This is a genomic window from Cetobacterium sp. (assembly GCF_051658645.1).
Classification (GTDB): Bacteria; Fusobacteriota; Fusobacteriia; order Fusobacteriales; family Fusobacteriaceae; genus Cetobacterium_A.
Window position 1 is genome coordinate 30,233 of sequence record NZ_JBOFMZ010000069.1, and the last position, 15,840, is coordinate 46,072.

16 protein-coding genes and 1 riboswitch are annotated in these 15,840 nt (G+C 27.2%); of the genes, 8 read left to right on the plus strand and 8 right to left on the minus strand.

Annotated features, from left to right (window positions below):
- The first annotated feature begins 18 nt into the window (after positions 1-18).
- Entirely contained in the window at positions 19-984 is a 966-nt protein-coding gene (locus ACRCZX_RS08950; RefSeq protein WP_438582585.1) for a magnesium transporter CorA family protein, read from the plus strand.
- Between the two features lie 42 nt (positions 985-1,026).
- Here the strand turns inward: ACRCZX_RS08950 and ACRCZX_RS08955 are convergent, their stop codons facing one another.
- Entirely contained in the window at positions 1,027-1,302 is a 276-nt protein-coding gene (locus tag ACRCZX_RS08955; RefSeq protein WP_438582586.1) for an HU family DNA-binding protein, read from the minus strand.
- 155 nt (positions 1,303-1,457) lie between these two features.
- On the opposite strand from ACRCZX_RS08955, the gene ACRCZX_RS08960 reads away from it, so the two are divergent.
- The 5 genes from ACRCZX_RS08960 to ACRCZX_RS08980 all read left to right on the plus strand — a co-directional run bounded on the left by ACRCZX_RS08960 (position 1,458) and on the right by ACRCZX_RS08980 (position 6,000).
- The gene (locus ACRCZX_RS08960) at positions 1,458-2,288 is read left to right on the plus strand and encodes an N-acetylmuramoyl-L-alanine amidase (protein ID WP_438582587.1); all 831 of its coding nucleotides are present in this window, start codon (positions 1,458-1,460) and stop codon (positions 2,286-2,288) included.
- A 60-nt stretch (positions 2,289-2,348) separates the two neighbouring features.
- A riboswitch (FMN riboswitch) is annotated at positions 2,349-2,476 on the plus strand.
- 91 nt (positions 2,477-2,567) lie between these two features.
- The gene (ribH, locus tag ACRCZX_RS08965; protein ID WP_438582588.1) at positions 2,568-3,041 is read left to right on the plus strand and encodes a 6,7-dimethyl-8-ribityllumazine synthase; all 474 of its coding nucleotides are present in this window, start codon (positions 2,568-2,570) and stop codon (positions 3,039-3,041) included.
- 17 nt (positions 3,042-3,058) lie between these two features.
- Positions 3,059-4,141, plus strand: coding sequence for a bifunctional diaminohydroxyphosphoribosylaminopyrimidine deaminase/5-amino-6-(5-phosphoribosylamino)uracil reductase RibD (ribD, locus tag ACRCZX_RS08970; protein WP_438582589.1), 1,083 nt, complete (start codon positions 3,059-3,061; stop codon positions 4,139-4,141).
- Positions 4,126-4,782: a riboflavin synthase gene (locus tag ACRCZX_RS08975; protein WP_438582590.1), complete on the plus strand. Its 657-nt coding sequence runs from the start codon at positions 4,126-4,128 to the stop codon at positions 4,780-4,782. Before ribD ends, ACRCZX_RS08975 begins: the two co-directional genes overlap by 16 nt.
- 18 nt (positions 4,783-4,800) lie before the next feature.
- Complete coding sequence (locus tag ACRCZX_RS08980) at positions 4,801-6,000, plus strand: bifunctional 3,4-dihydroxy-2-butanone-4-phosphate synthase/GTP cyclohydrolase II (protein WP_438582591.1); 1,200 nt, start codon at positions 4,801-4,803, stop codon at positions 5,998-6,000.
- Between the two features lie 28 nt (positions 6,001-6,028).
- On the opposite strand, the gene ACRCZX_RS08985 is transcribed toward ACRCZX_RS08980, so the two are convergent.
- Genes ACRCZX_RS08985 through ACRCZX_RS09000 form a run of 4 tightly spaced genes read right to left on the minus strand, consistent with a single transcriptional unit; the run spans position 6,029 to position 8,927 of the window.
- Positions 6,029-6,292, minus strand: coding sequence for a hypothetical protein (locus ACRCZX_RS08985; protein WP_438582592.1), 264 nt, complete (start codon positions 6,290-6,292; stop codon positions 6,029-6,031).
- A 5-nt stretch (positions 6,293-6,297) separates the two neighbouring features.
- The gene (locus tag ACRCZX_RS08990; RefSeq protein WP_438582593.1) at positions 6,298-7,326 is read right to left on the minus strand and encodes an alpha/beta hydrolase; all 1,029 of its coding nucleotides are present in this window, start codon (positions 7,324-7,326) and stop codon (positions 6,298-6,300) included.
- Positions 7,327-7,341: 15 nt separating this feature from the next.
- The gene (gene asnS, locus ACRCZX_RS08995) at positions 7,342-8,730 is read right to left on the minus strand and encodes an asparagine--tRNA ligase (RefSeq protein WP_438582594.1); all 1,389 of its coding nucleotides are present in this window, start codon (positions 8,728-8,730) and stop codon (positions 7,342-7,344) included.
- Positions 8,731-8,741: 11 nt separating this feature from the next.
- A complete protein-coding gene (locus tag ACRCZX_RS09000) occupies positions 8,742-8,927 on the minus strand; it encodes a DUF896 domain-containing protein (protein ID WP_438582595.1) in 186 nt (61 codons plus the stop codon).
- Positions 8,928-9,103: 176 nt separating this feature from the next.
- Here ACRCZX_RS09000 and aroA point away from each other — a divergent pair, with 176 nt between their 5' ends.
- Together aroA and ACRCZX_RS09010 are read left to right on the plus strand one after the other, a co-directional pair.
- On the plus strand, positions 9,104-10,387 hold the full coding sequence (aroA, locus tag ACRCZX_RS09005) for a 3-phosphoshikimate 1-carboxyvinyltransferase (RefSeq protein ID WP_438582596.1): 1,284 nt from the start codon (positions 9,104-9,106) through the stop codon (positions 10,385-10,387).
- Between the two features lie 2 nt (positions 10,388-10,389).
- Positions 10,390-12,672, plus strand: coding sequence for a patatin-like phospholipase family protein (locus ACRCZX_RS09010; RefSeq protein ID WP_438582597.1), 2,283 nt, complete (start codon positions 10,390-10,392; stop codon positions 12,670-12,672).
- A 14-nt stretch (positions 12,673-12,686) separates the two neighbouring features.
- On the opposite strand, the gene ACRCZX_RS09015 is transcribed toward ACRCZX_RS09010, so the two are convergent.
- From ACRCZX_RS09015 to ACRCZX_RS09025, 3 genes are all read right to left on the minus strand, one after another.
- Complete coding sequence (locus tag ACRCZX_RS09015; protein WP_438582598.1) at positions 12,687-13,532, minus strand: YjjW family glycine radical enzyme activase; 846 nt, start codon at positions 13,530-13,532, stop codon at positions 12,687-12,689.
- A gap of 4 nt (positions 13,533-13,536) precedes the next feature.
- Positions 13,537-15,024, minus strand: coding sequence for a YjjI family glycine radical enzyme (locus tag ACRCZX_RS09020; protein ID WP_438582599.1), 1,488 nt, complete (start codon positions 15,022-15,024; stop codon positions 13,537-13,539).
- A 62-nt stretch (positions 15,025-15,086) separates the two neighbouring features.
- A complete protein-coding gene (locus ACRCZX_RS09025; protein WP_438582600.1) occupies positions 15,087-15,680 on the minus strand; it encodes a sigma-70 family RNA polymerase sigma factor in 594 nt (197 codons plus the stop codon).
- Positions 15,681-15,840: the final 160 nt, after the last annotated feature.

The window sequence follows — 15,840 nt, forward strand, 5'->3', positions numbered from 1 at the left end:
TTAAAGTTAGGTGAATCTATGATAAAAATTTATAAAAGTCACAACGATATTTTAGAAAAAAAACTTTTTTCAATTTCTGAAACTTTAGAGATTGAAAAACTTAAAGAAAAGAACACTTGGATACATCTTTCTAATCCAACAGAAGAAGAAATCAAAGTTGTTACTAACAGCTTTGAAATTCCAGAAGAACATATAAGAGCCGCACTTGATGAAGAGGAAAAAGCACGTTTAGAAATTGATGATGACCTTATTCTAGTTATTATTGATGTTCCTATTCACGATGAAAATAATCGTTGCTCTTTTACAACAGTACCTTTAGGAATAATTTTATTAAATAATCATATTATAACTGTTTCTACAGTTAAATTAGCTTTAATCGAAGAATTTGTTCAAGGAAGAATAAAGAGTTTCTTTACTTTTAAAAAGACTAGATTTATATTACAAATGCTTTTTAGAAATTCAACTTATTTCTTACTTTATCTTAAACAAATTGGAAGAATTAGTGATAATATTGAACGACAATTAAAAAACAACTTGAGAAATCAAGAACTAATGCTATTATTAGAATTGGAAAAAAGTTTAGTTTATTTCACAACTTCTTTAAAATCTAACGAGGCTGTTTTAGAAAGAATGATGAGAACTGAAATTGTCAAAAGATACCCTGACGATCTAGAGCTTCTGGAAGATGTTATCATTGAAACTAAACAAGCTATTGAAATGGCAAATATTTATTCTAGTATTTTAAGTAGTACTAGAGATGCTTTTTCTACAGTTATGTCTAACAACTTAAATATTGTTATGAAAAAGCTTACTTCAATTACAATTGTATTCGCTATTCCAACTGTTGTTTCTGGATTGTGGGGAATGAATGTTGGAGGAGTTCCTTTTGCAGGTGATACACATGGATTCTTATGGGTTGTTCTTGTAGCTATTGCATGTGGAATTTTATTAACTTGGATTTTATTCAAAAAAGAATTGTTTTAATAAAAAAAACCGAGAGAAATCTCGGTTTTTAAGTAATAAATATTAGTTCATTTTGTCTACTAAAGACTTTCCAGCTTTAAACTTTACAGTTTTTTTAGCTTCTATTTTAATTTCTTCTCCAGTTTTAGGATTTCTTCCTATTCTTTCTGGTCTTTCAACTACTTCAAATTTTCCCCATCCAATAAAGTTAATTTCTTCTCCAGCTTGTAAAGTTTCCTCTATCGTAACTAGAACTGAATCTAATTTTCTTTCTGCTTCAGCTTTTGAAGAGAATACACCTTTTTCAAATAATATTTTCGCAAACTCTTTTTTTGTCATTATATTTCCTCCTAAAATGCTTCTATTGTTATAATAAGTACAGTCATTTATATCATATAAACCAATTAATTTCAAATGTTTTTTAGGTTTTTTTGGATTTTTTTGTCATTTTGTTATATAATCAAAGTATACCAAAGTAAAGGAGGTTCTTTAAGATGATACAAAAATTATTATTTTTAATTTTCACCATTGTTTTATCTTCGTGCACATCACTTAAATACAGTGTTAATTCATCTAAATACAAATCAAAATCTTATAATGAAAGAGTTAGATTTGTAATATTACACTACACTGCCTTAAATGATGAACGTTCTATTACAGCTTTAACAAAAAATAATGTAAGTTCTCATTATTTAGTTACACAAAAAAGAGAAGATTCTGTTTACTCTTTAGTACCAGATACAAAAAGAGCTTGGCATGCTGGAATAAGTTCTTTTGATGGATACAAAAATTTAAATGACAATTCTATAGGGATTGAAATCTCAAATTTAGGATATTCAAGTGCTAACAAACAAAATTCCTCTAATTTAAAAGATGGTATTGTTGATACAACAATGTTTTATCCATATAATGATGCTCAAGTTTTTAAAATTGGAATGCTTCTTAAAGAACTTACTACAAAATATAAAATTAACCCTAAATATATTTTAGGTCACTCTGATATTTCTCCTACTAGAAAATTTGATCCAGGTCCTAAGTTTCCATGGAAATATCTTTATGATAAATATGGTGTTGGCGCTTGGTATAATCCAAAAGATTTCAATTTTTATTACTCACAAGATATTTTTGATTCAGCTTCTATTCTCGATTTAAAAAAAGAACTTCAGAATTATGGGTATGAAATTAATGATACTGATACTTGGGATTTAGAAAGTAAAAGAGTATTAGCAGCTTTTCAAATGCACTTTAGACCTCAAAGAGTTGATGGTATTTTTGATCTAGAAACTTTTGCTATCATAAAAGCTTTAAATAAAAAATATAAATAATTATGTTGACAAAAGAAGAAAGAATGCTTTATAATTCTATTAACAATATAAAATATGATAGATAAACTTCAGGGCAGGGTGAGCTTTCTTAGCAATTCCCGACCGGCGGTCATAGTCCGCGAAACCTTCGGGTTTGATTTGGTGAAATTCCAAAACCGACAGTATAGTCTGGATGAAAGAAGTGTTTTTTTTATGCACAATTTTTCTAAGTTATTGCTTTTTGGAGCCCGAAGTCTATCTTCGGTTTTTTTTTGCGAAAAAATTTGAGGAGGACTTAAAATGGTAAAAATTTATGAAGGTGATTTTGGTGGAGAAGATTTAAAAGTAGGTATTGTATGTGCTCGATTTAATGAATTTATTGTATCTAAACTTTTGGGTGGAGCTATTGACTGTTTAAAAAGACACTCTGTTGACGAGAAAAACATACATGTTTCTTGGACACCTGGTGCTTTTGAAATTCCACTTATTGCTAAAAAAATGGTAGAAACTAATAAGTTTGATGTTATTATCACTTTAGGAGCTGTTATTAAAGGATCTACTCCACATTTTGACTATGTTTGTTCAGAAGTATCAAAAGGTGTTGCATCTATCTCTTTAGAAACTGGTATTCCTGTTATATTTGGAGTTCTAACAGTAAACTCTATTGAAGAAGCAATAGAAAGATCTGGTACAAAAGCTGGAAACAAAGGATTTGATGCTGCTTTATCTGCTATAGAAACCTTTAATCTTATTAAAAATATTAAAAAGGTTTAATTATGGATACTTATTTTATGAATATTGCAATTAAAGAAGCTATGAAAGGAATTGGATTTGTTAATCCAAATCCTCTTGTAGGAGCTGTTCTTGTAAAAAATAATAAAATTTTAGCAAAGGGTTATCATAAAATTTATGGCGGTCCACATGCTGAAGTTAACGTTATAAAGAAGTCCAAAGAAACTGATGGAGCTACACTTTATATTACTTTAGAACCTTGCTCTCACTTTGGCAAAACTCCACCCTGCACAGATCTCATTATAAGTTCTAAAATAAAAAAATGTGTAATTGCTGTATTAGACCCTAATCCTATTGTAAGTGGTCGTGGAGTTAAAATATTAAAAGACGCTGGAATAGATGTCATTGTTGGTATTCTTGAAAAAGAAGCTCAATATTTAAATAAAATTTTTTTTAAATTTATAAAAGATAAAATACCTTATGTTTTTCTTAAAACAGCTATTACTTTAGATGGTAAAATAGCAACAAAAACTTTTTCATCTCAATGGATTACTAATACTTTAGCAAGAGAAAAAGTGGAAAAATACAGAAATTTGTTTTCTAGTATTCTTATCGGTGCAAATACTGTTGTTAAAGACAATCCATCCTTAAAATGCAAAGTTTTAGAAAACAATAACCCCTATAGATTAATTTTAGATAGAGATTTAATTTTAAATGAAACTTACAAAATTATTCAAAATAACTCAGATAAAAAAACTTTTATTATAACTCATGAAAATAATTATAATAAAAAAATATTTCAAGATTTAAAAATAAACTTTTATGTTAATTTTATAACTTTTTCAGATAATGAAAATTTAAAAGATATTTTAAAAAAAATTGGTTCTTATGATATTGACTCTATACTTGTTGAAGGAGGAAACAAAATTATCAGTTCATTTTTCAAAGAAAATTTATTCGATGGTGGTGAAATTATGATTGCACCCAAAATTCTAGGAGATAATTGTGCAATACCATTTTTGAGTGGTTTTTCTCCTTTAAATATAGATGATAGCATCAATTTGAAAAATATTAAAATACATCTTTACGATGATAATATTGGATTTGAGTTTCAAAAGGAGGAAGGATGTTTACTGGTTTAGTTGAAGAAATTGGAAAAATAGTTTCTATAGAAATCACTTCTGAAGGAGCTAAAATAGTTATAGCTTGTAATCTTGTTTTAAAGAATACTAATATTGGAGATAGTATCTGTACAAATGGCGTTTGCTTAACTGTTGTTCAAATTACTTCTAAAACCTTTACTGCAAATATTATGAATGAGTCTTTAAAAGTTTCTACATTCAAAAATTTAAAAAGTGGTCACTTAGTAAATTTAGAGAAATCCCTTACTTTAGAATCTTATTTAGGGGGGCATCTTGTTACAGGAGATGTCGATTGTTCTGGTAAAATTATAGATATAATTAATGATGGTTTTACTAAAAACTATATTATTTCAATTCCTAATGAGTTTATGAGATATATTGTCTATAAAGGAAGAATAACTCTAGACGGGGCTAGCTTAACTATAGCTTCTTTAACAGAAACAGATTTTACTGTTTGTTTAATTCCTCATACACAAAAATTTATAACTCTTGGTTCAAAAAATATTGGTGATTATATTAATATTGAAACAGACCTTATTGCAAAGCATCTTGAAAAATTGATTTTGAATAAAATTGAAACCAATATTGAATCAAAATCTATTATATCAAAAGAATTTTTAGCTCAAAATGGATTTTTATAATTAACTAAGGAGGATTTTATGTTTAATAAAATAGATGAAGCTATTGAAGATTTAAAAAAAGGAAAATTAATTGTCGTTGTAGATAATGAAAATAGAGAAAACGAAGGTGATTTAGTAGGTATTGGAGATATTATATCAAAAGAAAGTATTAACTTTATGATAAAGTATGGTCGTGGATTAGTTTGTGTTCCTATTGAAGAAAAAAGAGCCCAACAATTAAACTTACTTCCAATGACTCATAATAATACTGACTCATACGAAACTGCATTTACTATTTCAGTTGATTCTATTTCTAAAAGTACTACTGGAATTTCTGTTGAAGATCGGTATAACACAATAAAAGACTTGTCTTACATTGCTATTTCTGGAAATGACTTTAAAAAACCCGGGCATATATTTCCTCTTATAGCTAAAAAAGGTGGTGTTATTGAAAGACCTGGGCATACTGAAGCTTCTGTTGACTTAGCTAAAATAGCTGGTTTTAATGGCTGTGGTGTTATTTGTGAAATTATAAAAGATGATGGCGAAATGGCTAGAGTTCCTGATTTAATTAAATTTTGTAAAGAACACAATTTGAAAATGATTACTATTGAAAGTTTGATTCAATACCGTAAAACTCATGAATTTCAAACTACTCTTGTTTGCGAAGCGCCTTTACCTACAAAACATGGTTTATTCAATTTAGTTGGATTTTCAAATGAAATTGATTTTAAAGAACATGTTGCTTTAGTTTATGGAGATATTAAAGAAAAAGAAGGTGTTCTTGTTAGAGTGCATTCAGAATGTCTAACTGGAGATGCTTTTGGATCTTTAAAATGTGATTGTGGAAGTCAGCTTGATAAATCTCTTGAAAATATAGTTCAAAATGGTTCTGGAGTTCTTCTATATATGAGACAAGAAGGAAGAGGAATTGGATTGTTAAATAAAATTAAGGCTTATGACCTTCAAGCTAAAGGTAAAGATACTGTTGAAGCAAATATACTGCTTGGATTTGATCCTGATCTTCGTGATTTTGCTGTTGCTGCACAAATGATAAAACTTTTAAATATAAAAAGTATTAATTTGATGACTAACAATCCTAAAAAAATAAATGATTTAGAAAAATATGGTATTATTATCAACAATCGAATTCAAATTGAATTTGAAGCTAACTCTTGTAATTTTCAATATTTAAAAACAAAACGAGAAAAAATGAATCATCTTTTCAAAATAAATTAAAAAAGATTAAGACTCTAAATTTAGAGTCTTAATCTTTTAGATCTTCTAATATCATTAAATAATAATCTATATCATTTACATTTTTTTCTTTTTCTCTTTTAGAATAATTTCCACTAGAAATTTTAGTTTTTAAATTTTCAAATTGTTTTTTCAATTCAATTCTATCTTTTTCATTTATTGGATTTGAAACAAACTTATAAAATTTATTTTGATAAGTTTTATATTCTCCTCTAACTCCTAAAGAAAAACAGCCTGCAAATAAAAGCATACTAACAATTAGTATATACCTCATAATATCTACTTCCTTTTTTTCGTTTCATCTGTAAAAAACATTAAAAAATTATATATATCTTTTGAAATATATTCCCAAGTATGATATTCGTTTTCGTATATTTTACCTTTAAAATCTAAGTTATATTTTTTAGCTCTTCCTACAACATCTAGCCATTGTTGAAACATTAAATATGGCTTTTTATCTTCTGAACCAACACTTAAATAGAATTTTTTTCCTTCAAATCTTTCTGATCGAATTGTTTTTATAATACTATAGGGATCATTTCTTAAAATTTTATATCCCCAAGGACTAAAAACTTTTACAAAATGGGCTTTATTTACATCATTAAATAAAAATTTAGGAACATAAAGATATCTAAATATCCTCATCACTCTACGATTTATACTCATTCTTATTAAGCTTATAGCGCCTGAAAAACTAGCTATTATATCGTATGACTCAAGATTTTTTAACCCTATCTTTAAGGCACCATATCCTCCCATAGAAAATCCTGCGATTCCTTTTTTAGAACTAGGATATTCTTTTTCTATAAAATTTATCAAATCTTTTGAAAAAAATTCTTCGTATTGATGATTTCTATCTTTATAAAAATTACTATACCAACTTTCTCCTTTATAACCAGAGTTGGGGATGATAAAAACTATATCATCCACCTTTCCTAAATTTTTTAAAGTCAAATAATTTTCTCTTAATTTTGCACGATTAATCCAATCTTCAGCATTATCTCTTATTCCGTGAAGTAGTACTAGACATAAAGGATCTGATTTAAAAACTTTCGGTTTTAAAACTAATATCTCCATATCTTCATTTGTATAACTACTTTTAATTTTTTTCAGATCTAAAATTAATTCTTTTTCAAAGTCTTCTTCAGAAAATTCAGAATATTTAGTCTCCATTTCTGCTATCTTTTCAATCTCAGAAAATTTAAGAATTCTATTTAATTTTCTATTTAATTTAAAGTTGTAAGGATATGTTATTAAATAAAAAAGCAATGAAATCACAACTAGAAAAACCAGTATTTTTAGTATCATTCTTTATTCCTCAAATTAAAATTCAGCGTTATTTGGAGTTCTTGGGAATGGAACTACATCTCTTATGTTAGTTATTCCTGTTACATACATAAGCATTCTTTCAAATCCTAATCCGTAACCCGAATGAGGGAAACTTCCATATTTTCTTAAATCTAAGTAGAATCCGTAGTCATCTCCACTTAATCCTACTTCTGCCATTCTTTCTTCTAATAACTCTAAACTATCCTCTCTTTGAGATCCACCTATTATTTCTCCAATTCCTGGTGCTAATAAATCCATTGCTCTTACTGTTTTTCCATCCGCATTAAGCTTCATATAGAAAGATTTTATTTCCTTTGGATAATCTGTCACAAATACTGGTCTCTTGAAGTATTCTTCAGATAAGAATCTTTCATGCTCACTTTGTAAATCTATTCCCCAATTAACAGCATAGTCAAATTTCTTTCCTGATTTTATAAGTATATCCACTGCTTCTGTATATGTCACTTTTCCAAAATCATTATTTAAAACATTATTTAATTTATCAAATAATCCCTTTTCAATAAATTGATTAAAGAATTCCATCTCTTCTGGACATTCATCCATTACATACTTAATAATATATTTTACCATCGCTTCTGCCAATTCCATGTTTCCTTCTAAATCAGCAAAAGCTATTTCTGGTTCTACCATCCAAAACTCTGCTGCATGTCTTGAAGTATTTGATTGTTCGGCTCTAAAAGTAGGTCCAAAAGTATAAATATTTCTAAATGCTGAACAGTAAGTTTCTCCATTCAATTGACCACTAACTGTTAAGCTTGTTTCTTTTCCAAAGAAATCTTTTGAAAAATCTATTTTCCCATCTTCTGTTTTAGGAGTATCATTCAAATCCAAAGTTGTGACTCTAAACATCTCTCCAGCACCCTCACAATCTGAACCAGTTATGATTGGTGTATGAGTATAAACAAAGCCATTTTCTTGGAAGAACTTATGAATTGCATAAGCTAATACTGATCTAACTCTAAATACAGCTGAGAATGTATTTGTTCTTGGTCTTAAATGAGCAATCGTTCTTAAAAATTCAAAAGAATGTCTTTTATTTTGTAATGGATATTCTAAATCAGCTTTTTGAAAAACTTCTACTTCTGTAGCTTTAATTTCAAAATTTTGTCCAGAACCTTCTGATTCTACTAAAATTCCTTTTACAATTACAGATGATGATATTGATAATCTAGATATCTCATCAAAGTTTGCTAATGTTGTATCGAATACAACTTGCACTCCTTTAAAGAAACTTCCATCATTTATTTCTATAAATCCAAAGTTTTTTTGTGATCTTATCTTTCTTACCCAACCTGAAATTTCAATTTCTTGATTAATACATTTTCCTGTTTCTCTATAAAGAGTTTTAACTAATTGTTTCATTCTGTAGCCCCCTATATCATTTTTGATTCATCGATAATTTCAATGCTATCTAATTTTTGTTTTACTTGTGCTTTAAATTGATCTAAGTATAATCTTCTATACTTTTCCCTTTCAAGTTTTTCACTGTCAGTTAATTCTCTTTTTTTAGCTTGGTGTGAAAAGTAATTAACCATTTCTATAATATCTTTCATTTCCATATTTTTTTCCTCCAAACTACATATTAATATAGTTTTATTTAACTTTTCTGTAATTATACCGTTTATTTAAGATTTTGTCAATTTGCTTGTAATTCTAAAAAGATATTTTTAATGTATTATTTTTTTGGAAAAGTTGATATAATTTAATTAAAAAAATTAAAGGAGTTGAGTCTTTAATGAAATATTTTGAACCAAAGCCAAGAACAGGATTTAATATTAACATTGATATTCCTGGCTCTAAATCTATTACAAACAGAGCTCTTATTTTATCGGCTCTTTCAGGTAAAAATGTTATATTAAAAAATATACTTTTAAGTGATGATACAAAGTATATGATTGAAGCTTTAAGATCTCTTAATAACAATATTAATCTTGATTCATCTACTAATACTATTAAAATAAAAGGTAATAAAAACCCAACTTATGATAATTTAGAACTATATGTTGGAAATGCTGGTACCGCTATGAGATTTTTAAGTTCTTATTTGGCAACTGGAACTGGAACTGCTACTATTTATGGAAATGAACGTATGAATGAAAGACCTATTAAAGATCTGGTTGATTCTTTAAGACAATTAGGAATTAAAGTTGAATATCTTAAGAAAGATGGTTTCCCTCCTATTAGAATCACTTCTAAAGGAGTTTCTGCTCGATGTGTTGAAATTGATGGTAGCAAAAGTAGCCAGTATATCTCTTCTATTTTAATGGCCGCAGCTAGCTTTAACAATCCTCTTGAAATTAAGCTTAAAGGACGAGCTGTTTCAAGACCATATATTGATATGACTCTGGCTATGATGACAGATTTTAGTATTAATTTCTATGAAGAAAATAACAGTATATATATATATCCTCAAGAATATTCTTGTTCTGAATACTTAGTTGAAGGTGACATGTCATCAGCTTCATACTTTTTAGCAATGGCACTCATTTCTAATTCAACTGTTAAATTAAATAATTTTTTTAAAAATAGTATTCAAGGAGATTCTAAGTTTTTAAGTGTATTAAATAAGATAGGATTAATTACTGTTGAATCTACGGACACTTCTATAACTGTTAAAGGTATTCCAGTCTATAAAGGTATTCATTTAAGTATGAATGATATTCCCGATGTTGCACAAACACTAGCTGTTGTTGCTCTATTTGCAACTACTTCTACTAAAGTTTGGGATGTAGAAAATATGCGTATAAAAGAAACAGATAGAATTACTGCTTTAAAAAATGAGATTCTCAAATTAAATGGTAATTTTGAAGAATTTCAAGATGGTTTTTTGATATTACCTAAATCTTTATCATCTTATAAAGAATCCGTTTTAGAAACTTATGATGACCATAGAATGGCTATGTCTCTAAGTTTAGCTGGACTAAAAATTCCAAACATTAAGATTTCAAATCCAGAATGTGTTTCTAAAACTTTCCCAAACTTCTTTAATGAGTTTAACAAAATATATCTGGAGGAGTAGTTATGAAAAAAAAAATTATATCCTCATTTATCGTTTTTTTAATTTCTTTTTCAATAACTTTAAGTGAAAGTAACGAGGATATTGAAATAAAAAAAATGAAAGAACAAATAAAAAATCTACAAAAAGAAATTAAAATTCTTGAAATTAGAAAAATAAATAAGTTTAAAGAAAAAGAAACACAACCCAAAATAGGATTAGTTTTAAGTGGCGGTGGAGCTAAAGGTTTTGCACATATTGGTGTTTTAAAAGTTCTAGAAGAAAACAATATAAAGATTGACTATATAACTGGAACTAGCATGGGCGCACTTATTGGTGCTCTTTATTCTGCTGGATATACACCTGCTCAAATTGAAAAATTAGTATTAGATATTAATTGGCAAGATGCTTTTAATGATAGCCCTAATTTAACAGACATTTCAATTGATCAAAGATCTATTATAAAAAATTATAACTTGTCTTTAAAATATGATAACTCTTTAAATTTTGAATTACCTAAAGGCATAAAGAATACTCAAAAAATATATTTAACTCTTAAAAATCTTCTTTGGAATGTAGAGCAAACAAAAGATTTTAAAAAGTTACCTATTCCTTTAGAAATTATTGCTACTGATTTAAACACTGGTAAAGCTAAGGCTTTTAATAGTGGCGATTTAGCTCAAGTTCTTACGGCAAGCATTTCAATTCCTACTCTATTTGATCCTGTTATAATAGATGGAAATTACTATGTCGATGGATTATTATCTAGGAATTTTCCTGTTGAAGATGCTTTTAATTTAGGTGCCGATATTGTTATTGGAGTTGATGTAGGAAGTTCTTTACAAAAAAAAGATGAGTATGATATCCTTAGCGTAGCTGATCAAATTATTGCTATACAAAGTACTGGATCAACTAAAAAACAAAGAGATTTAACTACAATATTAATTGAACCAGATATATCCAAATATAAGACAACTGATTTCAATTATTTTAACGAAATTGAAGCTTTAGGAGAAGCTTCTGCTCGAAAACAATTAGATAAAATTATTGCTTTTGGACCTAAATTAAATAAAAGAAAAAGTTCTCTTCAATTTAAAAATAACTTTATCTTAGAAGATTTAGAAATTATAACTGAATCTAAAAATAGTAACCATAAAAATATAATAACTTCTATTTTTAAAGATTTTATAGGTAAAAATGTGAATCCAGACACTTTGGAAAGTCTTATGTTAAAAGTATATAGCCTTAATTTTGTTAACAAAATATATTATACTTTTAAAAATAATACACTTAAACTTAGTATTGAAGAAAATCCTACTAATATTGTTGGCCTAGGAGTCGACTATCAAACTGATTATGGTACAACTTTTTCTCTTGGAACAGATATCAGCTCTTTTGGTAAAATTGGTAGTTTATCTACTTTAGAAGCTAGTTTTGGAGATTATAATGGTTTTGATTTAAAAAACTTTTCATATTATGGTGTTTCTAATAAAATTGGAGTATTAAGTAGTATAAGTTTCAATGAAAATCCGTTCTATATATATCATAACAAAAATAAAATCGGTAGCTATAAAAGTAAAGTTACAAAATTTGAAACAGCTTTTGTAACTCAATATTCAAACTTATTTTTGTTTTCTTATGGTGCTTCAATCAATTATGCTAGTTTAAATTCTGATATTAAAAGTATATTTGATCCATCAGTTGAATATTCTAAAAGCTATGGTGATATTTTCTTTAATATTAATTGGGATAAAACTAATTCTATTTCTGTTCCTACAAAAGGATTTAAAGGTGAGATTTCACAAAGATGGGGCGGTAATTTAGGTAAAGATAATCTTAATTTTTTATCAACAAAATATATTTCAACTAATTACATTCCTATTACCGAGACTACAAGTTTAACAGCTAAACTTTTTGGGGGAAATGTTAGTGGTGAAGATATTCTTGCAGATAAATATATCAAACTTGGAGGTCTTTCAGATGATCTTCAACAAAATATTTTTTCTTTTAGTGGTTATTATTATCAAGAAAAATATCTATCTTCTCTTTTTGGAGTTAGTTTTGGTTTTCAGCAAAAAATAATTGAGAATCTTTATCTTACTGCTCATTGGGATGGTGCTACATATAAATTTGTAGATGAAGATTTTAATAGCAATCCTAAATCAATTCTTTGGAAAGATTACTCACAAGGTGCTAGCATTGGTCTAAACTATTTAAGTTTTGTAGGTCCTATCAAATTTAATCTATCTAAAGCCCAAGAATCACATGATTATCTTTTTCAATTTAGTTTTGGTTATAAATTTGATTAACAAAAAAAAACATCCTAAATTATTAGGGTGTTTTTTACTTTTAATTCTTGAGCTAATTTTTCTAATTTTTTTAATTCTTCATCTGACGGTGAAAATAGATTAGCTATCAAATTTTTTCTAACTCCAAAATTTCTATACTTTATGATCTTATATCTTATATCTGTTTTTTCTATTGTTTTAGAAACATTTTCTATTGTAACTTTATTATTTAACCTTTTTGAAACTACAACTGTTCTAACTTCATAAAGTTTTCCTATATCTTTTAAAAAATATAAATTATCTATAACATTATGAACATTTTTACCACATAATTTTAAATGCTCTTCTTCATTCCAAGCTTTAACATCTAGCATAAAAGCATCTGTATTTTTTATAAATTCTTCATACTTTTTATTTTTTAATTCTAAGCTTCCATTTGTATCTACAAAACATGTCAATTTTGGCCATCTTTTTTTTACCTCTATAAAAAGTTCTGTTATAAATTTATACTGAAGTGTACTTTCTCCTCCACTAACTGTTAAACCTTTTATAAAAGGTTTAACCTTCTCTATTTCTTTTAAAAGTTTTTCTAAACTGAATTCTATAACTTTTGGTGAAGCATCATATTTACAAATTTTTATACATTGATCACATTCACAGCATAGTGATTCATTCCATTTTACAATACCATCCTTTATATATAATGATTTTGTTGGACATTTTTCTATGCATTTAAAACAATTTTTACAATTATTTATAGTTTCTGGATTATGACAATATTCACAATTAAAATTACATCCTTGAAAAAATATTGCCATTCTATTTCCAGGTCCATCTACATTTGAAAATTTAATTATTTTATTAATTTTTGCTTTTAGCATCAAATTATTCACTTCTTAACTTTCTATCTAAAGCTTTAGCATTATCTCTTGCACCTTTTCCTAAAACAGTTGTATCTCTCAATACTTGCTCACCTTTATCTAATTTTTCCATTTCAGATTTTTTTACTAAATAACCAGTGACTCTAACTACATCACAACTATCACTGTATAGTGAGAAAAATCTTAGTTCTGTTTCAAAAGCTCCTTTTATTATATCTAAAATCGCTTCTGGATTACTCTTAAACGTGTCATCAAATACAAATATATCTCCTATACCACTTGGGCAATATTTATGAAATTTAGATGATTGAACTATTTGATCATATATTTCTGGTTCTTCTCCAACTGGAATTCTACACCCAGGACTTTCATTTCTATCTGTATCTATTCCAACTTGAGAATGTAACAAGTGAGTATTTCCAAAGAAACTTCCTGCATATTCACTTTTATGCTCTGCTACTATTCCATGCATACTTGAAACAATTTCTAATGCCAATTTATTTGCTACTTCTGAATATCCAAATCTATCTTTTTTCTCTATAGCACCTAATAAATTATTTACACACTCTGCAAGTCCTACAAATCCAAATAATCCTGTAAATTTATCTTTTTCTAAAAGACCTTCTTTTATTAAGAAACTGCTCTCATAAAATCCGCTTTCATCTATTATAAATCTAGATCTCTCATCTATGTAATCTAACATCTCTTTTGAAACGTTTGGTAAAACTTTTTCTAAGAAATCTTCTTTTGAAGTTGCTAATTTTGAAAGTGCACCTAATCTAACTCTAACTAGAGTATTTGCTCCCCCTCCAACTTTTAAACCATTATAACAACTAACAATTCCATATTCTCCTTTGAAATCATCTCTAAATATTTTATCGTTAGCAAAACTAGGCTTAGCTGTTACCAGTGCTGTTTGAATTGCTTCTACTGCTAATTTATCAGTTGTTTCTTCTGTATATTTTATTGTTAAGTTTGGTGTTGGTAACTCTAACTCTCTCATAATTTTTAAAATCAATAAACCTGCTTTTGTTTCTTTCGGTCCTATATTAGCGTGACAGAATGAATCTGTTATCGTTGAATCTATATGTTTTAAAAATAATTTTATTGCTAAATATGCTTCATTTTCATCTTTTATAAAAGGTTCTAGTAAATAATCAATATTTCCTAAATAAACAGGCATTGTAGTTATTGAAGGAACGTGTTTATAAAGTATTAATAAACTATGAATAGCTTCCCAAATATTTGTTGGTTTTTCTAAGTTTAAAAATTTACTTCCATTCTTTATAAATATATCATAATCTGGAACTATATATCTTGGTCTATAAGGAGCATTTCCTTCAAATAAATCACATATAATTCCTTCTTCTATATATTTTTTCAAAGCATCACTCTTATTTAAAACTTCAATACTTCCTTCTGCTAATCTAGCTAAAGTAACTACTTTCTGTTCAAAAGTTATTTTTTGACTCTTTATTGTTTCTAATATCATTAAGTTCTCCCTTTAACTAAAATATAAATTTCACATATTATATTCAATATATAGTACTTTTGTCAACTTTTATTATATCTTTTCAAGAAAACTATCACTTTTTTTTTAATTCTTTGAATTGAATTATCTATTGCTTTTGCTTCTTTATTTAATTCTTTTGCAATTTCTAAATAACTATATCCTTTCACCATATACAAAAAAACATCTTTTTCTAACCCACTTAAATTATCTTTTAGATATTTTTCCATAAGTTTTATAAGTTCTTTACTAATTAAAATCTGTTCAGGAGTACAATATTTTAAAGATGGATTACTGTATTTAATTGTCTCTTCAACTTCAGGATATCCATCTCCTATCATTGCATTATTTAAATTTTTATTTTTTAATGAATTATAATTTTTTACCGCAGTTATGATTTGTCTTTTTATACATAATGATGCAAATGTAGTAAAAGCTGTATTTCTATTTTCATCAAAAGATTTAATTGCTTTTATTAATCCAATCATTCCCTCTTGAACTAGATCCTCTCTATCAGCTCCTTTTAAAAACAATGTTTTATTTCTCATAAAAATAAGATTACTATACTCTATCACTATTTTTTCTATTGATTCTATATCTCCTTTTTTAGCTAATAAAACATCTTTATTTTTTATCATACTTCCCCCTTATTCTAAAAAAGTTTCTGTTAACTTAAAAATTATTGAAACTACTCCAATCCTTTGAGGTATAATAGTTATTCAAACAACCAATATTCCCCCCAAGAAAGGAGCAGTTTTTAACTATGTATATTAATAATATCTCTTGTCCTCGTTGTTT

What these genes read in the sequence shown, in the direction of transcription:
- ACRCZX_RS08950 (WP_438582585.1), top strand. Translation starts at nt 19, where the DNA reads ATGATAAAAATTTATAAAAGTCACAACGATATTTTAGAAAAAAAACTT.
- ACRCZX_RS08955 (WP_438582586.1), bottom strand. Translation starts at nt 1,302, where the DNA reads ATGACAAAAAAAGAGTTTGCGAAAATATTATTTGAAAAAGGTGTATTC.
- ACRCZX_RS08960 (WP_438582587.1), top strand. Translation starts at nt 1,458, where the DNA reads ATGATACAAAAATTATTATTTTTAATTTTCACCATTGTTTTATCTTCG.
- ribH (WP_438582588.1), top strand. Translation starts at nt 2,568, where the DNA reads ATGGTAAAAATTTATGAAGGTGATTTTGGTGGAGAAGATTTAAAAGTA.
- ribD (WP_438582589.1), top strand. Translation starts at nt 3,059, where the DNA reads ATGAATATTGCAATTAAAGAAGCTATGAAAGGAATTGGATTTGTTAAT.
- ACRCZX_RS08975 (WP_438582590.1), top strand. Translation starts at nt 4,126, where the DNA reads ATGTTTACTGGTTTAGTTGAAGAAATTGGAAAAATAGTTTCTATAGAA.
- ACRCZX_RS08980 (WP_438582591.1), top strand. Translation starts at nt 4,801, where the DNA reads ATGTTTAATAAAATAGATGAAGCTATTGAAGATTTAAAAAAAGGAAAA.
- ACRCZX_RS08985 (WP_438582592.1), bottom strand. Translation starts at nt 6,292, where the DNA reads ATGAGGTATATACTAATTGTTAGTATGCTTTTATTTGCAGGCTGTTTT.
- ACRCZX_RS08990 (WP_438582593.1), bottom strand. Translation starts at nt 7,326, where the DNA reads ATGATACTAAAAATACTGGTTTTTCTAGTTGTGATTTCATTGCTTTTT.
- asnS (WP_438582594.1), bottom strand. Translation starts at nt 8,730, where the DNA reads ATGAAACAATTAGTTAAAACTCTTTATAGAGAAACAGGAAAATGTATT.
- ACRCZX_RS09000 (WP_438582595.1), bottom strand. Translation starts at nt 8,927, where the DNA reads ATGGAAATGAAAGATATTATAGAAATGGTTAATTACTTTTCACACCAA.
- aroA (WP_438582596.1), top strand. Translation starts at nt 9,104, where the DNA reads ATGAAATATTTTGAACCAAAGCCAAGAACAGGATTTAATATTAACATT.
- ACRCZX_RS09010 (WP_438582597.1), top strand. Translation starts at nt 10,390, where the DNA reads ATGAAAAAAAAAATTATATCCTCATTTATCGTTTTTTTAATTTCTTTT.
- ACRCZX_RS09015 (WP_438582598.1), bottom strand. Translation starts at nt 13,532, where the DNA reads ATGCTAAAAGCAAAAATTAATAAAATAATTAAATTTTCAAATGTAGAT.
- ACRCZX_RS09020 (WP_438582599.1), bottom strand. Translation starts at nt 15,024, where the DNA reads ATGATATTAGAAACAATAAAGAGTCAAAAAATAACTTTTGAACAGAAA.
- ACRCZX_RS09025 (WP_438582600.1), bottom strand. Translation starts at nt 15,680, where the DNA reads ATGATAAAAAATAAAGATGTTTTATTAGCTAAAAAAGGAGATATAGAA.